This window comes from Bacillus sp. CGMCC 1.16607 (assembly GCF_042683745.1).
Lineage (GTDB): Bacteria > Bacillota > Bacilli > Bacillales > Cytobacillaceae > Pseudoneobacillus.
Map to the genome: position 1 here is coordinate 20234 of NZ_JBHUJX010000019.1, position 23140 is coordinate 43373.

24 protein-coding genes, 1 pseudogene and 1 riboswitch are annotated in these 23140 nt (G+C 34.3%); of the genes and pseudogenes, 8 read left to right on the forward strand and 17 right to left on the reverse strand.

Going from position 1 to position 23140, the window contains the following annotated elements:
- The first annotated feature begins 81 nt into the window (after window positions 1–81).
- The 3 genes from ACFSO7_RS12520 (at window position 82) to ACFSO7_RS12530 (ending at window position 3035) form a co-directional block, all read left to right on the forward strand.
- Window positions 82–609 carry a hypothetical protein gene (locus tag ACFSO7_RS12520; RefSeq protein ID WP_377877668.1) on the forward strand — a complete coding sequence of 176 codons (528 nt, stop codon included), beginning with the start codon at window positions 82–84 and terminating at the stop codon, window positions 607–609.
- Between the two features lie 142 nt (window positions 610–751).
- Window positions 752–863: riboswitch (SAM riboswitch) on the forward strand.
- Window positions 864–956: 93 nt separating this feature from the next.
- Window positions 957–2219, forward strand: coding sequence for a homoserine dehydrogenase (locus tag ACFSO7_RS12525; protein WP_377877669.1), 1263 nt, complete (start codon window positions 957–959; stop codon window positions 2217–2219).
- A 210-nt stretch (window positions 2220–2429) separates the two neighbouring features.
- Window positions 2430–3035, forward strand: a complete 606-nt coding sequence (locus tag ACFSO7_RS12530; protein WP_377877670.1) for an SET domain-containing protein — start codon at window positions 2430–2432, stop codon at window positions 3033–3035.
- Window positions 3036–3115: 80 nt separating this feature from the next.
- Here ACFSO7_RS12530 and ACFSO7_RS12535 read toward each other — a convergent pair whose 3' ends face one another.
- The 5 genes from ACFSO7_RS12535 to ACFSO7_RS12555 all read right to left on the reverse strand — a co-directional run bounded on the left by ACFSO7_RS12535 (window position 3116) and on the right by ACFSO7_RS12555 (window position 6889).
- The gene (locus tag ACFSO7_RS12535) at window positions 3116–4054 is read right to left on the reverse strand and encodes a hypothetical protein (RefSeq protein ID WP_377877671.1); all 939 of its coding nucleotides are present in this window, start codon (window positions 4052–4054) and stop codon (window positions 3116–3118) included.
- A 190-nt stretch (window positions 4055–4244) separates the two neighbouring features.
- Window positions 4245–4817: a GNAT family N-acetyltransferase gene (locus ACFSO7_RS12540; protein WP_377877672.1), complete on the reverse strand. Its 573-nt coding sequence runs from the start codon at window positions 4815–4817 to the stop codon at window positions 4245–4247.
- Between the two features lie 154 nt (window positions 4818–4971).
- Window positions 4972–5886: a cyclic di-GMP-binding domain-containing protein, MshE-related gene (locus ACFSO7_RS12545; RefSeq protein ID WP_377877673.1), complete on the reverse strand. Its 915-nt coding sequence runs from the start codon at window positions 5884–5886 to the stop codon at window positions 4972–4974.
- Window positions 5879–6265 (reverse strand): response regulator, encoded by a 387-nt coding sequence (locus ACFSO7_RS12550; RefSeq protein WP_377877674.1) that lies wholly within the window; start codon window positions 6263–6265, stop codon window positions 5879–5881. Before ACFSO7_RS12550 ends, ACFSO7_RS12545 begins: the two co-directional genes overlap by 8 nt.
- Before the next feature lie 153 nt (window positions 6266–6418).
- A complete protein-coding gene (locus ACFSO7_RS12555) occupies window positions 6419–6889 on the reverse strand; it encodes a GNAT family N-acetyltransferase (RefSeq protein ID WP_377877675.1) in 471 nt (156 codons plus the stop codon).
- A 160-nt stretch (window positions 6890–7049) separates the two neighbouring features.
- Here ACFSO7_RS12555 and ACFSO7_RS12560 point away from each other — a divergent pair, with 160 nt between their 5' ends.
- Window positions 7050–8042, forward strand: coding sequence for a phosphatidylglycerol lysyltransferase domain-containing protein (locus ACFSO7_RS12560; RefSeq protein WP_377877676.1), 993 nt, complete (start codon window positions 7050–7052; stop codon window positions 8040–8042).
- Between the two features lie 123 nt (window positions 8043–8165).
- Here the strand turns inward: ACFSO7_RS12560 and uvsE are convergent, their stop codons facing one another.
- From uvsE to ACFSO7_RS12605, 9 genes are all read right to left on the reverse strand, one after another.
- A complete protein-coding gene (uvsE, locus tag ACFSO7_RS12565) occupies window positions 8166–9119 on the reverse strand; it encodes a UV DNA damage repair endonuclease UvsE (RefSeq protein WP_377877677.1) in 954 nt (317 codons plus the stop codon).
- 131 nt (window positions 9120–9250) lie between these two features.
- Window positions 9251–9763 (reverse strand): DUF3231 family protein, encoded by a 513-nt coding sequence (locus tag ACFSO7_RS12570; protein WP_377877678.1) that lies wholly within the window; start codon window positions 9761–9763, stop codon window positions 9251–9253.
- A gap of 166 nt (window positions 9764–9929) precedes the next feature.
- Window positions 9930–10958, reverse strand: coding sequence for a spore photoproduct lyase (gene splB / locus ACFSO7_RS12575; protein ID WP_377877679.1), 1029 nt, complete (start codon window positions 10956–10958; stop codon window positions 9930–9932).
- Between the two features lie 13 nt (window positions 10959–10971).
- Complete coding sequence (locus ACFSO7_RS12580) at window positions 10972–11220, reverse strand: transcriptional regulator SplA domain-containing protein (protein ID WP_377877680.1); 249 nt, start codon at window positions 11218–11220, stop codon at window positions 10972–10974.
- 172 nt (window positions 11221–11392) lie between these two features.
- On the reverse strand, window positions 11393–13651 hold the full coding sequence (locus ACFSO7_RS12585) for an MMPL family transporter (RefSeq protein ID WP_377877681.1): 2259 nt from the start codon (window positions 13649–13651) through the stop codon (window positions 11393–11395).
- 61 nt (window positions 13652–13712) lie between these two features.
- Window positions 13713–14345 carry a TetR/AcrR family transcriptional regulator gene (locus ACFSO7_RS12590; protein WP_377877682.1) on the reverse strand — a complete coding sequence of 211 codons (633 nt, stop codon included), beginning with the start codon at window positions 14343–14345 and terminating at the stop codon, window positions 13713–13715.
- 213 nt (window positions 14346–14558) lie between these two features.
- Window positions 14559–16130, reverse strand: a complete 1572-nt coding sequence (locus ACFSO7_RS12595) for a histidine kinase N-terminal 7TM domain-containing diguanylate cyclase (RefSeq protein WP_377877683.1) — start codon at window positions 16128–16130, stop codon at window positions 14559–14561.
- A 213-nt stretch (window positions 16131–16343) separates the two neighbouring features.
- Complete coding sequence (locus ACFSO7_RS12600) at window positions 16344–17390, reverse strand: EAL domain-containing protein (protein WP_377877684.1); 1047 nt, start codon at window positions 17388–17390, stop codon at window positions 16344–16346.
- Window positions 17391–17446: 56 nt separating this feature from the next.
- The gene (locus tag ACFSO7_RS12605) at window positions 17447–18349 is read right to left on the reverse strand and encodes a MerR family transcriptional regulator (protein ID WP_377877685.1); all 903 of its coding nucleotides are present in this window, start codon (window positions 18347–18349) and stop codon (window positions 17447–17449) included.
- 179 nt (window positions 18350–18528) lie between these two features.
- Between ACFSO7_RS12605 and ACFSO7_RS12610 the strand changes: the two are divergent.
- Both ACFSO7_RS12610 and ACFSO7_RS12615 read left to right on the forward strand, forming a co-directional pair.
- Window positions 18529–18915 (forward strand): annotated as a pseudogene (locus ACFSO7_RS12610) (PAS domain-containing protein); the annotation flags it as partial.
- A 66-nt stretch (window positions 18916–18981) separates the two neighbouring features.
- Entirely contained in the window at window positions 18982–19356 is a 375-nt protein-coding gene (locus ACFSO7_RS12615; protein WP_377878004.1) for a methyl-accepting chemotaxis protein, read from the forward strand.
- A 155-nt stretch (window positions 19357–19511) separates the two neighbouring features.
- On the opposite strand, the gene ACFSO7_RS12620 is transcribed toward ACFSO7_RS12615, so the two are convergent.
- Window positions 19512–19997 (reverse strand): DinB family protein, encoded by a 486-nt coding sequence (locus ACFSO7_RS12620; RefSeq protein WP_377877686.1) that lies wholly within the window; start codon window positions 19995–19997, stop codon window positions 19512–19514.
- Between the two features lie 178 nt (window positions 19998–20175).
- Here ACFSO7_RS12620 and ACFSO7_RS12625 point away from each other — a divergent pair, with 178 nt between their 5' ends.
- Window positions 20176–20685 carry a GNAT family N-acetyltransferase gene (locus tag ACFSO7_RS12625; RefSeq protein ID WP_377877687.1) on the forward strand — a complete coding sequence of 170 codons (510 nt, stop codon included), beginning with the start codon at window positions 20176–20178 and terminating at the stop codon, window positions 20683–20685.
- A gap of 192 nt (window positions 20686–20877) precedes the next feature.
- Here the strand turns inward: ACFSO7_RS12625 and ACFSO7_RS12630 are convergent, their stop codons facing one another.
- Together ACFSO7_RS12630 and ACFSO7_RS12635 are read right to left on the reverse strand one after the other, a co-directional pair.
- A complete protein-coding gene (locus ACFSO7_RS12630; RefSeq protein WP_377877688.1) occupies window positions 20878–21483 on the reverse strand; it encodes a cupin domain-containing protein in 606 nt (201 codons plus the stop codon).
- A gap of 406 nt (window positions 21484–21889) precedes the next feature.
- A complete protein-coding gene (locus ACFSO7_RS12635) occupies window positions 21890–22624 on the reverse strand; it encodes a methyltransferase domain-containing protein (protein ID WP_377877689.1) in 735 nt (244 codons plus the stop codon).
- 184 nt (window positions 22625–22808) lie between these two features.
- On the opposite strand from ACFSO7_RS12635, the gene ACFSO7_RS12640 reads away from it, so the two are divergent.
- Window positions 22809–23078: a hypothetical protein gene (locus ACFSO7_RS12640; RefSeq protein WP_377877690.1), complete on the forward strand. Its 270-nt coding sequence runs from the start codon at window positions 22809–22811 to the stop codon at window positions 23076–23078.
- Window positions 23079–23140 lie beyond the last annotated feature (62 nt).

Consider the following 23140-nt stretch of genomic DNA (forward strand, 5'->3'; position numbering starts at 1 on the left):
CCTTTAAAGTTTCGTTAATTAGAAGTTTTATAGTAGCTTTATATTAAGAGAAACATATTTCAAATGAAAGAAGGTCTATTCATGAGTAGAAAAGCTAAACTCTCCCAACATACTGCTATTTTATTGGAACGTGCACGAAGGTTTGGTATTTCCGATGATCTAATACTTTCCAGTAAAGTTAATGAAGACATCTCTCCCTTTAAAGTAGCTGAGGAGCCATATTACAGTTATGACACATTTTTTTCGTATGCGGAAACTCATAACGAAGACATAGTAGAAGCCATAAAAACCGGCTATAAAATGAAATTCAATACACTTGGCGGGATTCAAACATGGCTAAAAGAGAAATTTGAATTTGTACCCGAAATTGACTTTTCCTTCGTCCCTGGAAAAATTGACAACCTGAAATTATCTAAGAAACAACTAAACACACTTTATCACGTTTTAGCCAAAAATTGGGTAATGTTAGTCAAGACAGAAAGTACTGGGGAAATCGTTTTTCATGAAAATAATTTTCATGAATTAATAGAAAGATTTGAAGAAGAGATTATGGTGAAATTAATCATTATATCTGAATATGAAAATAGCAAAAATCGTCAATCTTTATAAACGAATAAGGTAGACAATGTACTAGAGGAAAAAGTTAGTCTTAGTATTTTGAAACTGTTCATTTGCTCCCATGCAATATGTGTCGTAATAAAAGTATTGACCATGTAATTTTTTCCTGTTAATATTTGTATTAATTTGAATAGTCTTATCAAGAGTGGCGGAGGGAAAGGCCCTGCGAAGCCCGGCAACCTTCAAACATATCGTTTGAAAAGGTGCTAAATCCTTCAAAGTTTTTTAACTTTGAGAGATAAGAGATCGGAATTTTTTTAACCTCTCTATCTCGTGATGGAGGGGTTTTTATTTTCTTCACGATAAGCCTAAATCTTTAGATTCGAGAGGAGTAAACAATGAAAAAAATTAAAGTGGCTTTATTGGGTCTGGGGACTGTTGGTTTTGGAACTTATACAGCACTAACAGAACGTGAGGAGAAATTCGCTTCATTAATTGGAAAAACATTTGAAATTACAGGGATTTTGATAAAGGATGAAGAAAAACCTCGTGAGATTGATAAGCAGACGTTAATTACCACTTGCTTTGAGTACTTATTTCTCAACGAAGCTCCTGATGTTGTGATTGAGGTAATGGGAGGCATCGAACCAGCATTTAGTTATATAAAGCGAGCTTTACAATCTGGCTGCCATGTAGTTTCCGCCAATAAAGACTTGATAGCCAAACATGGAAAAGAACTAAGGGATCTTGCTTCGGCTCACCATGTACGTTTTGTGTATGAAGCAAGCGTAGCCGGAGGAATTCCTATTTTAAGAACGATAAAGGAATTACTAGTAGGCAATCAAATTGAGAATGTGGAAGGAATTCTTAATGGGACCTCCAACTTTATCTTATCCAATATGCGAACAGCGGGAGCTTCCTTCGAGAAAGCCCTAGAACTTGCTCAACAAAAAGGATATGCAGAATCAGATCCAACGAATGATATTGAAGGGATTGATGCTTTTTTTAAAGCAATGGTGTTATGCGATTGGATATTTGGCCGTCAACCTGATTGGAAGCAAGTGAATGTCGAAGGTATTACAAATATCACAATAGATGAAATACAATTGGCATCTCAGCTTGGACTCCGTGTAAAACATCTCGTTCTTATAAACAGTGATTTACATGTCGAGATTAAGCCGGTTTTTGTTGATTCGGATCATCCTTTATACGGAGTCGAAAATGTCGATAATGCTATTCGACTAAAAACTGACATTCTTGGCTATTTGACTTTACAAGGAGCAGGTGCTGGAGCAGAAGCGACTTCTAGCGCAGTCATCGAAGATTTATTATCGATATATTTAACCAAACCCATCAATCGTGAGGTAAACATTAATACAGTCAACACATCTTGCGAGAAACAAAGTGATGGGCAAAAGATCTACTTATTATTTTATGATAAAAGTCAGGCTAGATCGGAAGAATTATATTCACAACTTGCTAAATATGGAACAATCCTTACAACAGGATATCAATCTAGCTCTAAGAAAAGCTATATTTTATATAAGGGAAGTCTGAAAGAATACGAGAGTCTTATCCACTTTAAAAAATATGAAGTAAAGGTATTTAATCATACCTTATATGCAAATGTAGTTCAGCCTGAATTCGTAAATGAAGGATAAAGTAAAGGTGAATATGCTAGACAACCATTGATAAACTTGGTTAAGAAGAGATTGATTGAACTAAGCTAATAAATAATCGAACAGTGTCAAGCGCTGTTCGATTATGGTACCTGCCCCTTCATACATAGTCACCGAATCTTTCATCAACAAACTTGTCCCGACAGCATAGTATATAAGATAAAAAATCAACAAAAAAGGAGCACAACGCATATGATGTTTCCTTATACGAAGTTACATTATATCAATGATCAAATAGGATTTGGAGTGATAGCAACTACATTTATTCCCAAAGGAACCATTACATGGGCTTTGGATGAGATGGACCAAATACTAGAACCAGAGTTTGTTGCTAAATTGGATAAACATAGACGGAGATTTATCAATAAATATTCTTTCCGTAATAAAAATGGTCAATATATTCTTTGCTGGGATCTTGGCAGATATGTAAATCATAGTTTTCATGCGAATTGTATAGGAACAGCTTATGACTTTGAAATAGCTATTCGTGACATTCTACCTGGTGAACAATTAACAAGTGATTACGGGACCTATAATGTTGGAATGTCTTTTGATTGCATCCCAGAGGAAGGAACGAAACGAAAGAAGGTTAACCCTGATGATCTTTTACATTATTACAAAGAATGGGATCAACAAGCATTGGAGGCTTTAAAGTATTTTAAAGATATAGATCAACCACTCATTCATCTCATTGATCCCAATTCTATGGTGAAAATTCAGTTCGCAGCTACCGAAAATATTCTACTTGATTCCATCAAAAGCAATTATTATAATCGTTCTTCTAAAAGAAAGTACTAACTCCTTGTGCTTATACAGGCACTGATTGGATAGAAAGTGCTAAAATTCCGCACCTATAGATTCCTATACTCCATTACTAGCTACTCCATATTTTCTGTTGGCTGAAGTGCATGATCATTTAATATCTTTTCCACTTCCTCATAGCCAGTCGGGAAGGCAAAATTATAACGTGCGGGCAAGGCAAAAACATAGTTGCTATTTCGACCAAGTTCTCTTGGACCGATCGGAGCTGCCCCAATATGGAATTGTTCATTTAAAAGTGATTCCCACTGTTTGAGAGTAAAGATCATGATTGGAATATCTTGTCGTTGATTTTCTAAAGTCCATTCTGGATGACGAATCAGTACCATAGGACCCGTTTCAACAACCTTCTCACCCTGCGCACTATCTAAAGCAAGACCCTCCCATTTTTCAGTAGTAATCTGAAAATCTTTCCAACTTTTCGGTAAGGAGAAATGAAAGCCATACTGAGAATTTTTATAAACAATGGAGTTAGCTTCTTCATAATCACCCATCGTGACATCATCAATCAGCCAGTGATTGTTGATTTTTTTCACTTTTAGAGTAATAGGTCGCTTGGCTGCAACTCCGCCTTGCGCTTTCTCTACACTTGTAACCTCTTTGATTTCGCCTTTCACTTCATACGTATTTTCCGTTACTTTTACAATGGATAGGACTTCAATACGATCTGGCCATGGGCTAGATACCAACCTTCCAAGGGCGATTTCCGAATTATTCATCCATTTTGAAAGAAGTGGAGATGAAATAAAATCCCCATAGTTCTCCTCTATACTTTTTTTCACACTTTCTTCCGGGGCTAGAAGAGAAACGTTTTGGAGTTTACTGCCGAAGTCCGTAATTAGATTTGTAATCACTTTCTCTACCGATTCAGTCGATTGCTCCTGATCTTTCTCTTGCTGTTCCTGCACGTTAGCCCCCTTTCCACTAACGGAGCAACCGAACAAAGATATACTTACTATTAACATAAGGGCAATGACACCCATTAATCGTTTTTTCAAAATTAATCCCTCCTTGAAAGTCTCTATATAATAAGACGGAAACAGGTTCAGTTTCGTTTCATCATCCTTGCCCAATAAACTTCCCAAACTCTTTCTAGATTATCGTCCCTCCAACCTAACTTCTCTGAGTTGGATATTTTTCATAAAAAAATACCACTGCTATTATTCATTACAGTGGTACGAGCATCGATTATTTATTTTCGGCAAAATATTCTTCTTTTATAATTGAATACATTTTAAGGTCATGTTGTTTTCCTTTTATATACATACCATTTCTAATGATTCCTTCGAAAGTCATTCCTATTTTCTCCATTACCTTCCATGAACCAATATTCTCTATAAAGCATCTCGCTTGTATACGAGCTAAATCCATATTTTCAAAGCCAAATTTGATTAATTCTTTTGCTGCTTCTGTGATAATTCCTTTACTCCAATAATCTTGAGAAAGAACATATCCAGTCTCTGCGATTTTATGATGTGGCTGCCAGGAAACAAAATCGATCGTCCCAATAAATTGGCCGTTTTCCTTATATTCGATTCCCCATAATCCCAGTTTCTTATTTTCATATTGCTCTAGTATAAATTGAATAAACCCTTCCGATTCTGATAGAGTTTGATGAGTATTCCATGTTACATATTTGGATACCTCTTCATTTGAACCATATAAAAACACATCATTCGCATCGTCCAATGTTACTTTTCTAAGAATAAGTCTCTCGGTTTCTATAACAGGCAAGTTCCCGTATACTTCTTCCATTTTCATAACAAACACTCCAAATAAATTATTTTTAAAACTAGTGTTTATTATTCTTCTATACTTAAAAGCACTTTTCCTTTATGAATTTTTTAATTGTTCCATTTTTTAAGACAAAAGAAGAAGCTACTCATTTTATTTGAGTAACCTCTTTAATTAAAATCTATGCAAGCTGAGTTTGTCGCTCAATCGTGATGCTACTAGGTTGATTGGACATGATTAATTGGAAAGAACCTTTGCTAGTATGGACGGTAACTAGTAATGAATCGCCAGTAACGGTTGCATTTTCCAACACTTCCTGAGGCTTCATATTGAGCTCTACGCCCCAGTTCGACATATTCACTAAATATATCCCATTATGGAGATTTAAAAATTCACTGACCGATGCTTTAGCGAGTTCATCCACTTCCGTTAATTCTTCCTCTGCATATTTGGAAGCAATATGTAGGAATACTTCTTCGTTAGTAGACATCGCTGTAAAAAGTGGAGAGTCTCCAATAATTTCTTGATGTACTAACCAATTTTCTCCTTGATCACCTTTTGATCCACTTATTTCTAAATAAACAGCATCATCGACAAAGCGAATTAGATTTTTTGCAAAAAGAGATAGATATTTTCCGAAAATAACATTTTGTGAGGAATCTTTATCATTAAATATATTTTCAACTAATGCTTCAATGCTTCCTCCCTTGATTGCTTCAAATTGATCATCAGAAAGACTATTTTCCTTTTTATAATCATTTAGAGCATTTCCAAATTGTTCAATCGTCATATATCCACGGTCAACGAGTGCTTGAGCTAGAAATAAGTGACTTTGCTTTTGAGCTGAAACAAGAGATTCGACCTGTTCATTCGTTAAGTAGCCTAACTCCATCGCAATCTCACCGAAGCGTTTATCGACTTGCTTTTGCTTTTCATGAACCTCTTCTACTTGTAACGGAGTCATATTGCCTTCATCAACTGCAATGACCCCAAATTTGACATGTACTGATGCTTGAAATTCAAGTGCGTCAGCTAGTTGTTCTCTCGTTATTAATTCACGATTCAATAAATAATGACCGAAATATTGACTAAACATTCACACTTCCCTCCTTCAAAACCTTTTCAATAAGATTTGTAACTGCTTCGAGGGAAATCGGTTTCTGAATAAAATCATAGGCACCATTTTCTAAAGCTTTTTTAAGATGTTCGTTTGTTCCAACGGATGAAGCCATGATCACTTTCGCATCAGGTTTCAGTTCCATAATTTCTTTTAACGCTTGAATTCCATCTTTATTAGGCATTACAATATCCATAAATATTAAATCAGGGCTCTGGACCTTCACTAATTCTACCGCTTCATTTCCGTTTTCCGCTTCGAAAATATCTTCACATTTACATTTTTCCAATATACCTCTTAATTTTTTTCGAATTAAAACGGAATCATCACAAATTAATACTGATAAATTATTGCCCATAGTTGTCAACTCCTTATAAATGATTAATACATATAGTTCTACAGACCTATACATTTTCCCTTTCTATTTTACAGAAAAATTCGACAATTTTTAGACAAATTACGAAGAAAGCAGCCTAAAAGTCTAAAATAACTACATTTAGAAACTTCCATTCTATTTCAATTCTTTTACCATTTTAATTATCTCATTTTCATAATTTAATTTTGAATAAAAATTTACTGCTCTTTCGTTACCAGCAAATACATTTAATGTTAATTGCTTAAATCCCTTTTCCTTTGACCAATCTTCCGCTTTTTCCATAAGTTTTCTTGCAATTCCTTTACCTTCACCTTCTTTTGAAACAGCAATGGATGAAATATAACCTTGGCTTTCACCTGTAAAATAATCGGTATTTGTAGTCATATGTAGAAAACCTAATAATGTCTCCTTTTCATCCTCTATTACAAAAATATCTGAATCTGGATCAGTATTATTGATCGCTTCTTCCGCCATCTTGAATTGTGCCTCTTTCATTTTCTTTGAGTCTCTCCACTCCATAAAATCAAACTCAGTAAAACGAGCAGATAACCCAATGATGAATTTTTCGTCTTTTTTGGTCATTTTTCGAATGTTTAATTTATACATCTCTATTCCTCTCCCCTTTAATATCTTTATTCACACTTAATATTAATTCATCTTAAACTAGAATAAACTGATATCAGAACTTCTTAGAATAACCACTTTTATTACTCTTCAATAATTTACCATACACGAATTATAATGAAAGAGGTGACGCAAGAAAAAAATGGACATCATATCCGAATTAGAAAAAACTAGTGGATGGAAGTTTAAATGGCTAAAAATAGATGATATTCATATTTATTACGAATATATAAAAAAATCAAGTATACCTACAAATGAATGGACTTCAGCTTTTCCTTATTTATGGGCATCCTCCAACTATTTAAATATTCTATATTCGATTATAGATAACATGCTCGTTACTTTCCGATATTCAAGTAGTAAGAATGCATTAGAACTTACATGTGTACCTTTTGGTTTCGGAAACCCCGATCAAGTAGTAAATGTTTTATATAAATGTCTGTTTTTTTGCAATAAATGGAATAAGAATATTGAATCATTTACCTGTGTATCTATGCTTAATGAAGCACAATTGAATTTCCTACAGGGCTCTGAATTGTTCGATCAATACTTTCAGTTTTCCTTTTATAAAACAAAAGGGAGAAACGTTTTAGAACGTCATTATAGTATTTCTAATCTATTATCTTTATCTGGAAAAGACTTTGCTTATGTCCGAGAAGCCATTAACAGCATGAATCGAAAGGTTCCTAATCTTATTATTCGAAGTTATCATCCTAATGATTTTGATAAACTCCTTTATTTGTATCACCAGTGGTATGAAAAGGCAGACGAAAAATATTACTATGTCAGTGATCAGGTAGAGTATTGCAAAATCCTCCAGTATTATACTCAATTAAATCAGATTGTCCTTGTTGCGGAATTGGAAGGGGATATTATCGGAATGATTTCTGGAGGAATACTACCTAACAATCAAAGTTGGATTAGTTTTAGGAAAACACTGAATAATGGCAGGGGGATAACTCAAGCCTTAGTTGTAAAACTTGCAAAGGAAATCCATCAGGTCAATCCTACGGTTGAATTATTGAATGATGGGACTGACGATGGACAAGAGGGGATCATATTTGTAAAGGAAAAATTCAGACCTGTATTAAATTTAACTCTTCATTCCTTATTTTTGAACAATTTCATTGTTTAGATACCTTTTCCCCGTAAATATCATAGCGTTTAATTTAGATAACAAAGAAAAAAGAATAGGCTCTTTCCTTCATTAAAGGATAGAGCCTTTATTCTAATGAATTCATTTTATTCATCACTACACTCACCATTCTACTACAGAGCTAGTCAGACGTTTAACTCCCCTAATTGATGCTACTTCTTCGACCAATCTTTGCATCGCAAGGTTCTTCTGCTTAGCTTCAATCATAATGTCAAAGTCCTGGTTGAGCATTTTTGCCATTTTAAAAAAAGGCAGTACAAATTCTAAAGAAACAAATTCTGCATGAGAACGAAAGGCTTGATCGGACCTTGGAGAAGAAAGGTGAACTTTTGGGACAGTTGGAAAATGACTCCACGTAGAAAAAATTCTATTTAAGTACAGTGATAGATCTACTTCCCCTTTATTTGCAACAAAGTGATGATAATCTAAAATCATCGGTATATTTTCTCTTTCACAAGTAAGGAGAGTTTCCTCCACATCATAAGTCTTATCATCATTTTCAAGTGTCATATGTTTTTTAATCGGCAAGGGTAATTTTTTAATATTCTCATGAAATCGCTTAATCGAACCAATTTTATCTCCATATGCTCCGCCAATATGAATATTAATTAATCCTCTCTCTAAAGCATTCATCGCTTCGAGCATTTTGTAATGATATTCCATATCCCTCACTGCATTTATTGTCACTTCTTCTTTTGGACTTGTGAAAAGGGTGAATTGATTGGGGTGAAAGCTTGTGCGAAGCTTAAACTTTTGTATCAGTAGTCCAAGTTCCTCCCACTCGCTTTTAAAAGGCGTAACGAAATCCCAATTCACTTCTGGATGAGTTGCTAAAGGGACCATTGAACTTGAAAACCGATATAATTCTATTTCATGTGCAATATTATAATGCAGAATTCTTTTTGTATTGAGTAAATTTTGTGCAGTAACCGATTTCAATTTTTCCATTCGCTCGTGTTTAGGAAGAGCTGAATAGCGGGCAAAAGTTAAAGCCTTTGAAGGACTTGCATCCCATAAATCTAATGCATTAGCCACATATCCAAATCGAATTTTCATCAAATGATCTCCTTCATTTATTTCCTCCACTATTTCACTTGTAATAACAATGATAATTCAAATTAGAATCAAGAAAAAACACGGCTAAAATTCTAACCGTGTAATGATAAATAAAGTCTTAATAAATCTATTTAGCAATCACCATGCTTATTTAAATGCAATGGAGGAGGAATGAGCCATCCTTTTTCCTTATTTAAACGAAGTGTTTTCGCACCTAGAGCAGCTTTTTGCATATGGAATTGCCCGAACATCATCGCAACATCTTCCCTGATAGATTGACCTATTACCTGACTACATGCCATTAATCCAGCTGCAATGTCAGCTGAAAGAGCAGCAGCAATAGCTGGATCTGGAATTCTTGCCCCTACTGGGATATCTTCTAAACACGCTTGAGGGGGTTCAGGTGCCGAAGGAGGTAAGCCTATTCCATTCTCTTTTAAAAGTTCCTCCACTTGTTTCTTCTGCTGCTGACACGTTTCAATTGCTTCTACTAATAGCTTTTTTAAATCATTATCCCCTGCATGATTAATCATTGTTTGATATCCTGAAATCATACTATTTCCAGCTAAAACTGAAGCCCATAGTCCAAAAACCTCACCATAATGTAACGGCTCTTCCTTAGGATTTCCACTTAAAATACCCATTGTTAACCTCCTTAAATGATAGGAAAATTTATTCATACTATAGTGCCACCTTTCCAAAGCACTCTAATAGTTTTTCCAATTAAATTGCTAATTAGTTATTCTCTTTATTTTTTCTATATGCATAAAAAGAAGAACTACATGTACAAAACTATTCCTTATGATAGCCTTAAGTGAAATATTCTAATTTAGCATCTGGAAAGAATTTCACCATATAAGAATGTAAATGTTCTTTGATATCCTCTTCTTCTTCTTTTTGATAAATGTACTTACCTATTCCATATTTCCCCCATTTATATCTTCGTTTTGATTCGTCTAATTCAAGTTTCGTCATAGGATAGTTTTTCTCAATTACCTTTTTAGCAGGCTTAGTGAATCGATGCTGAATGAACTCAAAAGTTAAATCTTTTTTAGCTTCTATCGGTAATTCTGCATCAAGGCGCTCAAACATATGGTAATAGCCTTCCTGCCAACCTTCATGGAGATAAATGGGGGCTACAATAAATCCTAATGGATAACCTGCTCGAGCTACTTTTCCTGCTGCTTCTAGTCGTTTAGCTAAAGGAGATGTTCCTGGCTCAAAGTTTTTAATAATATAATCTGCATTAATACTAAAACGAAATCTAGTTTTACCATTATGTTTTGCATCAAGGAGATGGTCAACATGGTGAAATTTCGTTACAAATCGTAGCCTTCCAAGTTCTGATTCACCAAAATGTTCAATAGCCCGCTTTAATGAATGGGTCAAGTGATCTATCCCAACAATATCTGAAGTACAAGATGCTTCAAATCGAGTGATTTCAGGTGCTCTTTCCTCCATATATTTATCTGCAGCCTCCAAAATTTCATCCACATTCACATATGTACGAATATACGGCTTGCTCCCCATCGTTGTTTGTAGATAGCAATAATGACAATGACCCATACAGCCTGTTGCAAAAGGAATCGCATATTCTGCAGAGGGCTTCGAAGTATCAAATTTAAGCGTCTTCCTAATTCCTACGATTAAAGTTGATTTTGCTACACGATATTTTTGAAAATCGTTATCTCCAGGCAAATCTCTCACTTGATTATGAGAAGTAGTGTAACGAATTTCTACATCCATTTTTTCAAATTTCTCTTTTAACTTTTGACCTAATGGATATTCCAATGCTTTTGGTTCAAAGTAAACGAGTTGGGGTGTAAACGGTTTAAGCATGACAACAACTCCCTTAAAAGTCTCCAAAAAACTCATGATAAGCTTGTAAGGCATCCACTTCGTTCGAATAAACAGCTACATCATTTGTTAACGGGTAGTATGTTTCATATAAAAATAGAGCTAATTCATTTGGATGATCAGGGTTATTGACTACTGCAGCTTCCTGTATATTGGCAACATCCTGTGTATGAGGGTTTCGGTAAAACACATAAACAACATCACCTGCTTTATAAGGACTGTATTCACCAGCATTAATTTCCATTTACATCACCATTTTTCTTTATATTTAATAGTCATTTTGTCTCTCCAGAGTTAAATTATGAATTCTTGATTCTGGAAATAAAATCTCTTTGGTTTCAAGGAGTAAACAAGTTGAATCAATGACAAAAAGGGCAGTTTTTTTCTGCCCCTCTGTTAAAAATCCAATTCATTTGTTAAGTATTACTTTTCATTACTTCTTCATGTTCTAGAATCTGTACCTTTTGCATTCTTTTTTGTGATGGCCAAAACGCCCATTTTCCTAAAAGTGTAGTGATTGCTGGGACCAAGAAAGGTCTAACAATAAATGTATCTAAAAGGATACCTATAGCTGTTATGGTGCCAAAGTGAACAAGTACTTGTATCGGTAAGGTTGTTAATACAGTAAATGTAGCAGCAAGAATCAGTCCAGCAGAGGTAATAACCCCACCCGTTTCTTGGACACCTTCTTTGATAGCCATTTTTAGAGGCATGATTTTGCTTTTTTTCCATATGCTCGAAATCATAAATATGTTATAGTCCTCACCTAGCGCTACAATAAAGACGAAAGCATATAATGGAATGAATCCTTGGATAGCCTCCACCCCAAAACCGTAATGTAAAATGATCCAGCCTAATCCAAGTGCACTAAAATAGGATAATAGAACAGTCCCTACTAAATAAGCTGTAGCGGCTATAGAGCGTAAATATGCTAAAAGTAAAACGGCAATAAGTACAATAATTAATGGTATGACTAAAGTAGAATCGGATTTTGTTGTTTCACTTGTATCAAATTGTTCTGCTGTTATTCCACCAATCCATATTTTAATTTCATTATCTTCAATACCTGACTTTTTGATGAATTTTTGAATTTCCGTTTTGAGTTTTGGAATGGTTTCCATGGCTTCATTCGAATAAGGATTTGCTTTAAGTTCAACCTCATACTTGACGATTTTTTCGTCTATTTCACCATTTGAAACATTTGACACCTTAGCAACAAAAGGCAATTCCTCGATTTCATTCTTCAAATAAACTTCATCAGCATTACTTTTTACAATAACATTAACAGGAGCTAATTCACCTGAATTAAATTTTTCGGATAGTATTTTAAAACCTTCACGTGACGGCATATCTTTCGGAAAAGATGAAAGAGTATCATAGGTTGTTTCAATTTTTGCCGAAAATAAAGCAAAGGCTCCTAAAATAATTAATGTTGTGAGCATTACTTTCCATGGATATTGAATGACTGTTTTCCCAACATATTCACCAATATTTCGTTTGTCGCTCTTCTTTTTAAATACTTTCCCTTTCTTTAAAGCTAATTTTTCAGACATCTCATCTGTTCGGGGTACGAATGGATAAAACGATGCCCTACCAAGAATACTTAATAGTGCTGGAAGTAATGATAAACTGGCTACCATCATGATCAAGATGGCCAAACTAAACGGAATCGCAAAACGATGGACAGAGCCGTAATTTGCCACTAATAAAACAAGCAGTGACACCACAACAGTTAACCCGCTCATAAAAATGGCTCCCGACGAAAGATTAACAGCACGTCTGATTGCGATAAATTTGTCTTCTTCCTTTCTTAAATTTTTTCGGAACTGAGCAATTAGAAATAAACAGTAGTCCGTACCAGCACCAAATAGCAATACAGTCATAATGGATATAGCTTGAGAATCAAAATCAATTATTCCTTCTCTTCCTAACCATCCAAGAATAGGACTAATCAACATGTATGCCATACCTACTCCAACTAGTGGGATAAGAGCCAAAATTGGTGAGCGATAAATGGCAAGTAAGAAAACGAGTACAATCATGACAGTACCTATTAATAGGGATAAATCACCTTGACTAAACAATTCAGTAGCATCTACTGCTATCCCAGCTGGTCCAGTTATTCTAACAAGTAAAGAATTCTTATCATTCATTTTAGTTGTAAAAGGATCATCTTTAAAAACTAATTTTGCTTTCTTCTTCAATTCTTCTAAACGATTGGAAATCCCCTCTGTATCAAGATTTTCATCAAAAATGATTGGTAAAACAAGAGTTGTTCCATCCTCCGAAACTTGTTCTTTTAAAACAGGAAGCGGAAATTGATAAAATGGTGGAACACTTACACGATCAATGGGTTGCTCTGTAAGCTCCCTAGTTAGTATTTGGACAGAGGATAAATCATCATCCGTTAATCCCTTTACTTTATACCATGTTAGTAACGCGGGGGTCCCTGTATTGGCACCAAACTCTTTTTCAATAATTTCCTTTGCTTTCATAGAATCATTCTCTTTTAAGAAAATGTCAGCACGTTCGTTTTTTTGTGAGCTTGCCTGTGGTAATGTAAGATTCAATAAAAGGATACAGAATACCCAAACAAATACAATAATCCATCGTCCTTTTCTTCCGCTTACAAAGTCTCCATAGCTATCAATCCAGTTTCGTATCAATGTTTTCATCTCCCTCTCTTCTCCTTATCAGTTGATAAGTAATAAGTAAAAAAAGAGGTGGTCATAATATTTAACCACTCAAACCATCTATAAAAACAGTCACAATCAAAGTCGATTTTCTTTCAGCTTCTATTTTCTTCATATCTTCATTAGGTGTCCGGTATGTATAGGATTGTAAAAATGATTTCATCATATCAAGAAGAAAATAAGCCAGTTCTATGACAGTGCTATTGATTGAAGCCAAATCACGAATTTGTCCCACTGTAACTGCCTCTTCTATGATTTCAACAATTGGCATTAAATAACTATCCATCCACCATTTTCGAAAAAGCTCTTGTGTTTCCACATTCATTTCGTGCTGAATGTCATGAAACATTTGAGATAAATCTCCTTGATGGTTCGTAAGCATATAAAATGAAATTTGAAACAAGCGCTCTTTAAAAGATGTATGATTCTTCATTATAAAGTATAAATCAGCCCTAGTTCGATCCATAATTGACTTTACCACTTCAATATAGATTAACTGCTTATTTTGAAAATGGTGGTACAATGCCGGCTGAGTAACATTGCAAGCTTCTGCAATTTGTCGAGTAGATACTGAACGATACCCGAAAGTCATAAATAATCTTTGCGATTCATGAATGATCAACTGCTTCGTTTCTTGGGTACCATAGGAGCTATGATTACTTTTTTTAGCAGACATTTTGCAAATCCCTTCTTACTTATCAACTGATTAGTTATAGCATATAACAAATCTGTTAAAAAAGAATATATTTTATTTTATTTAAGTTTATTTTTCGAACTTGATTCCTCCGCTACAATCAACTCAGATTGTTATAAGTAAATGACACTAAAAGCAACAAACTTTATGAAAACATCTTATAAAAAAATAAAACCCACAGTAGCAGGTTTTATTCTATCTTGTATACTCGAAAGCATGCTCATACATTTCAACAAAATTTCTACCCTTCCGCTTTGCTGCATAAAGAGCTTGGTCAGCTTCTCTCATTAGTATTCGAAGAGATTGGTGATGATTTTCAGTGCTAATTCGAGTAGAAGAAACCCCAAAGCTTGATGTTACACAAATTTGCATGTCGTTTATATGTGTACAACTATCTGACACTTTCCTACGAATGGAATCGGCAAGCTCGTACGCCTCTTGTTGAACGATATTAGGCAAACAGATAATAAATTCTTCTCCACCATATCGACCTATAAAGTCCGTATCTCGCAAAGTTTCCTTTGCCATCCTAGCAACATGAGTTAATACAATATCCCCTGCTTCGTGTCCGTAAGTGTCATTGACATTTTTAAAATGATCAATATCAAACATAATAATCGATACACTACCTCCACCTGTAATAAGTGAATCAAACAGTAATTCGGCTCTTTTAATAAAAGTAGTTCGATTAAGTACTTGTGTTAAACCATCCACGCTTGCTATATATTGTAACCTTTCCTGCATAAACACTCTTTCAGATACATCAACAAACGTAATAATCTGCCCTATATAAAGGTCATTTTTATTCAAAACTGGAGAAAATCGGATATGGTAGTGGATGACTTCCCCATTACGACATAACTCATAATCACACGCCTGTTGGTTATTAATTATTTCTGCAAGTTGCATGTTTCCATTTAGTACATTTACTAATTTTTTGCCAATAATATACTGATTAAGCATTGGTAGTACCTTCTGAATGGCATGGTTAAAATCTACAATAATTCCCTTTTGATTTAATACAATTACACCATCTTCCATACTTTCAAACACGGTATCTCTTGCAATTGGAGCCACATTAAACATCTGAAAGGATAATAATGCCGCACCGTGAAATAAAAAAGAAATACTCATAGAAACGGGACCAAGATCGATTCCATATGGACTCAGGTCATTCAAATAAAAATGGTTGGCTATGATTGGGGTAACAAGTCCTGCAACCATCATAAAGATTTGCATGCGAAATCGAAAGGTTGATTTTTTTAACTGCATAAGTAATATGATGATGCTTGACATTAAACATAAAAATAGAAAAATAGAATGGACGTAAAAAAAAGGGCCCCACTCAAGCTTAATAATCGGAAATGGAGTGTCATTTCTCAATTCCATAGATTTGTAATATAAGTGATGCAAGTCATTTGTACTATGCATAAAAATCGTGATGCATGGTATAACGAATAAAATATAGTACATCCATTGCTTTAGCTTTTGTCCCACATATTCAAAGCACATTAATAAAATAAATACAGGAATAAACGGTAACGCAAGGTATTCTATATTTAACCAAAATTTAATTTGCACTAAAGATGTACTTGCCAGTTCAAATGCATATGTAAAGGTGAAAATTGACGACAAAAAAGTGACGAAAATATAAGGATTCGCAGCAGGCGCATCTTTAAGTTTAATTAGAGCAAATAGACATAGAAATAAACTTAGTAAGCCAGCAATTACAACTGCTATTATGTATATCAATAGTTCTTGAGGCATATTATCTACTCCAAATATTACTAAAAGTTTAATCAATGTATTATATAGTATCATATCAAACAATGACTAGTTTTATTGTCTACTTATTTCTTTATTTCGCTTATCCTTTAAAAATTATTGAGAGAGAACAAGATGATTAGTCGTCATAAGTATGCTCCGTTGTAATTCCAGGATTTATGTACCAGAGTGTAAGTAAAATAAGGATTTTCTAAGTTAAACCTTTGCACTTAACTTCATCTTTAATTTTTCAACTGGATGGGCTTGTGGCTTTGAAAATAAATATCCTTGAAAAAGGTCGTATCCCATTTCCAGTAGGAAGTTTAGATCCTCTTCTCGCTCAACACCTTCAGCTAAAGCTAGTGCATTCATATCATGCGCTATAGTCAATACAGATCTTGCAACGGTCTGTTTATCTATATCGTTACTCACTCCATTTGTAAATTCAAAAGCCAGTTTAACAATATCAGGTTCCATTTCTTTCAGTGTTTTTAGATTGTTATAACCCATACCAACATCATCCAATGCATATTTGAATCCATGCGATCTATAATAATTTAATATGCTTTTCAAATGATCAAGATTTTTCACCTCATCAGTTTCCACAACTTCAAATACAACTTGTTCAGGTTTTATATTCAGTTCTTTAATTAATTGAAATGTAGTAGTTAAACAATGTTCAGGGACATAAATAGCAGTCGGTATAAAATTGATAAAGATGAGCTTATTTGATACTAATCTCGCATTTTTAACAGATTCCACTCTGCAAACTCGATCTAATGAGAATGTTTGATTTCTTAGTCTTGTAGCTTCAAACATTTTATTAGGTGGGATTATATCTCCGTTTTCATCTAATCCTCTTGAAAGAAGTTCATTTCCTATTATCTCAATATTACCGTTATTTATTTTTACAATTGGCTGGTAATGTGTACAAATGGACTTATCTTCAATCACCTTGTCAATCCAACTAGCTTGTCGTTCCAACTTAAAAGTATCAATTTGTCTCATCTCATTAAGATTCTTAAGCGGGTCAGAAATAGTTGATAGAATTGCAAAAATATGTTTTTTATCCAAGTTGGCCTCTACATAATCTAACAAGTCAAAGAAAACTGATTCCTTTAACCAAAGCATTCTCTCATTTATTAATTTACATGACTTATCAGAATAATTCTTGAAATAATCACTAAGTTTTTTGAAACTTTCATCTTCTAAAAAATATACGGTATAACCGCGGTCAGTTGGAAGACAAGACTCACATATCATTACTATCTCTCCCTTACAATCTCATTTTTACTATTTTTGACATTGTTCTACTATTTTTACGTGATATGAAGGCTGGAGTAAGATTCGTACAAATCTTCCCAACCTTTTTCCCCAGATATAAAAACATTACTTGCCGTTCGAATCTGCGTATTTTCAAACCCTTTCCCGCCCAATACAAACATTAAATCAGGATTCTCTTGAAGACATCCCCTTATCCATTTCATAATCTTTTCAATGTGACACGAATCAGTGGTTGATATAGCAATAACTGAAATGTTCTTTGTTTTAATAATTTCCATTAAACCTATATAGGGTGTATTCGCACCTAAATAAATCACTTCGTGTCCTTTTTTTCGAAGAAATAAACTAAAGAGCATGAGTCCTATATGATGAAATTCTCCTTCTGGACAAAAAGCTATAACTTTTGGGAGTTGTTCTAGTGAAGGCAAGACTCTAAAGAAATTAGTGAATCTTTGCATGATTAACTCAGATGCGAAATGCTCCTGAGCAACCCCAATTGTCCCTGCTTCCCATTCATCTCCAATCCGAACGAGTACAGGTGTTAATACTTTAAGAAAAACATCTTCAAAGGCATGCAAGGAAAATGCCAAATCAATGATTTCATTTGCTTGAACAGTTTGTAAATCTATCAACCTTTGATAGAGTTCATATTGAAGTTCATCAAAGCTATCTATTCGCTTCTTATCCTGTTTAAATTGATTTTCAATGTAGTTATTTATGGGTTTTTCACTTAACAATCGTACGGCTTCACTAATTTTAAGACCGCTATTATCCATTTGTTCTTTCAACCATTTGAGTGTGTTGATATCATCTTGACTATATAAACGATGCCCCCCATCGCTTCTTTGCGGAGAAATGATATTATATCTATTTTCCCAAGCACGTATGGTAACAGTAGGAATACCTACCAAATTGGAAACTTTTTTTATGGTATACATACCCTCTCCTCCTCTTCATAATCATTCTACATAACTTATACAAAAAAGACTAGATATTCAGATTAATAAAAGATATATTAATTAATCTTGTTTATTTTGTAAAAATTCCTTATAATCATAATATATAAGTTATACATAAATTGTACACACTTGGAAATTTGAATACAGGGAGTTACTTAATGAGCATCTCTTCCATTTTTAACACGAGCACTCAAGTATTGGATCATCTTTCTGTTTTATCGGCTTTAGAGTCTAATTTAGCAATGATAGAGTTTAATACAAATAGGGAAGTTATTTGGGTTAATGAAATTTTTGCTCAAACTATGGGGTATAAGGTTACCGAAATGAAAGGGATGAATCATAAACAATTTTGTACCCAAGAATTTAAAAACAGTAAACAATATGACGACCTCTGGGATAATCTTAGTAAAGGTAAGAAGTTTCAAGAAAAAATTCTAAGGTTACACAAGTCAGGAACCCTCCTCTGGCTTGAAGCTACTTATGTTCCGATTCTAAATAAAGAAGGGAATGTCGATGCTGTTCTTAAAATCGCAACAAATATTAGTGAACGTGAAAATAGATCAATAGAAATCATTTCGCAATTAAAAGAAATGCCCGTAGAATTAGTAGGGATGGTTGTTGAAAATTCAAATGAAATTCTACAAGCAGTTCAATCACTAAGGAAACAGACTGATTTAATTAGCGAAGTCTCTAAAACGATACGCACTATTTCCTCACAAACAAATATGCTAGCATTAAATGCTGCTATTGAAGCTGCGCGTGTAGGAGAGCAGGGAAGAGGTTTTAAAGTTGTCGCTGATGAAGTACGAAGATTAGCAAATAATGTTGAGGAAGCTATTAAAAATGTAAACTCAAATGTAGAAAACATTACTAGGGAAGTAAGAAAAGTGAGTAATATAACCGAGGATTCACAAAAAATAGTCATAGAAACTCAAAGCAAATTTAAAGAGACTATTGAAGAATTCGAAGGTGCATTAAATATTTGATTAGCTTTAAGAGTTAATCTTAGCGAACAGTTCACAATACTGTTCGCTAAATTTTTAACTAGCGAATTGTTAAAAGCCCTAATCTGGTTTACATTTATTTTACACTTAAGCTAATCCACCAGTCACCTTCCCTTTTCTAGCATGAAGCCTGCACTTTATTTTTCTATTTTAATTTCCTTTATTTGTTCAATATGACGATCTTCGTGTAAATACAATAGTTCCACCCATTGATTTAAGGGTAAATCATCAAATAGTGGATGTTTTGCTGACCTTTCAGTCAGTATGGACTCATCTTCTATCGAATGAAGAACAGCCATAAAGCTATTTCTAGAATCATTTAATAAGTCAATCATTTGTTGTACTTCAAAAAGCTTTGTATCTGGAATAACAATTTCCGGTGCCTTTAGTTTCATCGTTCGATCCGCTATAGCATTGAGGTTTTTTTGCTCAGCTTTTTGACCCTTCTTTAACCCCATTTCAATCGCATATGTAAAAGCCTTTTCTACCAGTAATAAATGATGGCAAACCTGTGCAATACTCCAAGTATATAGGTCAGGATTTCGATTAAACTCATCATTACTTAGTGTAAAAATCTCATCAATAAGCCTATTTCTTGTTTCTATTAGGTTCATATTTTCCATAAAACAACTCCCTCTCCTAACAATTTCTCTATACTTTTATATTCAGCAAAACCTTAAAAAAGAAGGAATTCTCTCAAAAAACTCGAATTATTTTGAGAGAAAAGACAGGATAGATAAGTATTCTAAAGATTCCAAAGAGTTTAGCAACTGATAAATCCGTATATGGGGTGTAATTCAAATGAAAGTAATCGAGACTGAAAGATTAATACTGCGTTGGTTATCACCTGAGGATGAAGCCTTTATTTTCAAACTTTTGAACGAACCTTCATGGTTACGTTTTATAGGTGATAAAGGGGTGAGAACTTTAGAAGATGCTCAAAATTATATTTTGACTGGTCCAATGGATATGTACTCGCGACTAGGATTTGGGCTTTATTTAACAGAGCTAAAGGAAACAGGAACACCAATTGGACTTTGCGGATTGATAAAGAGAGATTCATTAGAAGATGTCGATATCGGCTTTGCTTTTCTATCAGGTTTCCAATCTAAAGGTTATGGCTATGAGGCTGCCTCGGCTACGCTGGCATATGGAACTGAACAGCTTGGACTTAAGCGAATTGTCGCTATAACTACTAAAGATAATCATCATTCATCCAAGCTTCTTGAAAAAATCGGATTGAAATATGAACGGCTTATTATTTTTCCACAAGGTAATGAGGAATTGAAATTGTATGGAGCTCAGTTTTAATTATAGTCCCGGAGCAAAAAAATATTTAGGTACTCTTTAAGGGTACCATTCTTCTTATTAGAAAGTACCTAAAGAGAATGAACTTTTAGAATCATAATCCAGGCACCGTTTCTGGACAATAAATAAATTTTTTCCAGAAACGGTGCATGACTTCAAGACTGTGACTGTTTACTATTCCCATTCATCTAGGACCTACCGAAAATACCAATTACCATTCACATGACTATAGCCTCTTTCCGAAGCCATGGCATCTGCTTTGCTAATATGAACAGTACCAAATGGATGATTAGGAGGAGCATAGATCGAGTAAAGTTTCATAGGGATATTACCAGTATTGGTTACATTATGCCATGTTCCAGCAGGAATCATAATAGCAAAATCATCAGAGACATTTCTTACAAAATCTAAGTGATCCTTGCTTTTGCCCATCTGTACTAACCCTTGACCTTGTTCAATACGTAAAAATTGATCCACGTTAGGATGTATTTCCAATCCGATATCTTCCCCTACATTGATACTCATTAAAGTCACTTGTAAATGTGTTCCTGTCCATAAGGCCGTACGATACTTGTTATTTTGCTTCGTTGCTTCATTAATATTAACAACAAATGGTTTTGGCCCATAATCTGTCAGCAAAGTATCTCGATTACCGTATGAAGAACGAAAAGAATCATATCTGTTTGCATGCTCAATCACATTTGGGAAACTTGAGTATACAGATTGTCTCCCATCGCTATACGTTGGTACACTTACATAATAAGGGTATTGGTTTTGATGTATAAAAGGAAAATAATACATTTTACTCACTCCCATTACAATTCATAAAATTAATTTATGCATTTGTTATGGGAACGTGAAATAAAGAAAGTCACATGCGTGAGGCTAAGATTCTATACCTCAAAAGTTTGATAGAATTTAAACTTACGATTCACCAAAAATTGAGTGTACCTTCATACCACCATTTCTCCAGCCGATCTAGTGGTAGGATCTTTCAATTGGATTAATCGTAAAACTGACCCTCCCTCGCTTCAGTCGAACCTAGCTCGTCCTTCCCTTAGCTCTTTTAACATCCAATCATCTTGTCCCTCACGAATAGACACGTACTTGAAATAGCGGGTCATTTATTACACTCCTTGTAAAACTAATTGGTTTTCTAGTCCATTTTCTATACTGGATTGACAACAAAGTCTAATCAGCACAAAACTCAAATCTTTTCTGCTCTAAATACACGATAACCCAATTTCTCTCCATATTGAATTAATAGCCTTTGATGAGATTCCATCACTTCATCTACCTCTGGATTTACATTTATTAATTTCATATTTCTTTCGATCATTTCATTGTCTTCAAAATCATACTGTTCTAAAGTCCCGAAAATAGAGGCTGATTTTACAATTTGACATTTATTAAATCCAGCCTTCTGAATATCCATGAGCCATTCTTTCTCTGTTAAAATATCCTGTAATTCATAAAAATTCAGCAACTCTTCTTTTTCTTTCCTAGATAATTTTTGTTCTGCTGTCATATCAATTGTCAACAAAACCCCACCATGCTTCAACACTCGAAAATACTCACTCAGCACTTTAGGTATATTAGCAAAAACAGTTGATGATTCTGCGATGATGTAGTCGAAGAAATGGTCTGGAAATGGAATGTTCTCAATGCTACCCTTCAATACTTGTGCAGAAATTCTAGCATTTAAAAATTTTTGCGTCACTTTAGTCACCATTTCTTCATGGTTATCCAATGAGTAAACCTTACAGTGAAACGTCCTTGCCAAATACAATGAAGTTTCCCCAGTACCACAACCTGCATCAAGAATAATCTTTTTATTGTCCATTTTCTCATTTTCCAAAATGGCTTTTGTTAGTGACATTCCACCTGGATGTGCCCCATCTATTCCGTAATAGGCTAAAGCATCTTGATAAGTAATTTTCACAACGTCTCTCCTCTGGCTTTTTGAATGCTTCATTTTATGTTTAAAACTTGATGAATGATACCTTTCTTACGGATAAAAGCTTCTTTTTCCTTCTAGTCTGTGCTCTTGACTATTCCAATAATTAATTGTGGACATAACATAATTTAGTACAACCACATGATTGTTATAAGGGAGGCGAATTACTTTGTCATCGAAATATTATGATATTTGTTGTAATGGAATTGGAAGAGCTGTTGAAATACGCACAACTGATGGAAGGTTTTATCGAGGCGTTATTGAGAGAGTATCCTCTAATAAAGTATACCTTCAAACATTAGGAAGTTCAGATAGAAATGGTGGATACGGATATGATGGATATGGTTATTCTCGGGGTTTTCACTCTGGCTCTGGCTTTGTAGCGGGCATCGCATTAGGCTTAATTGCTTCATTAATTTTTATCCCCTTTTTCTGGTAAGGAATAAAAATTCGAACATACAAAACTTCTTCTAATTATCTACTATTCTAAGATCAGCTTTA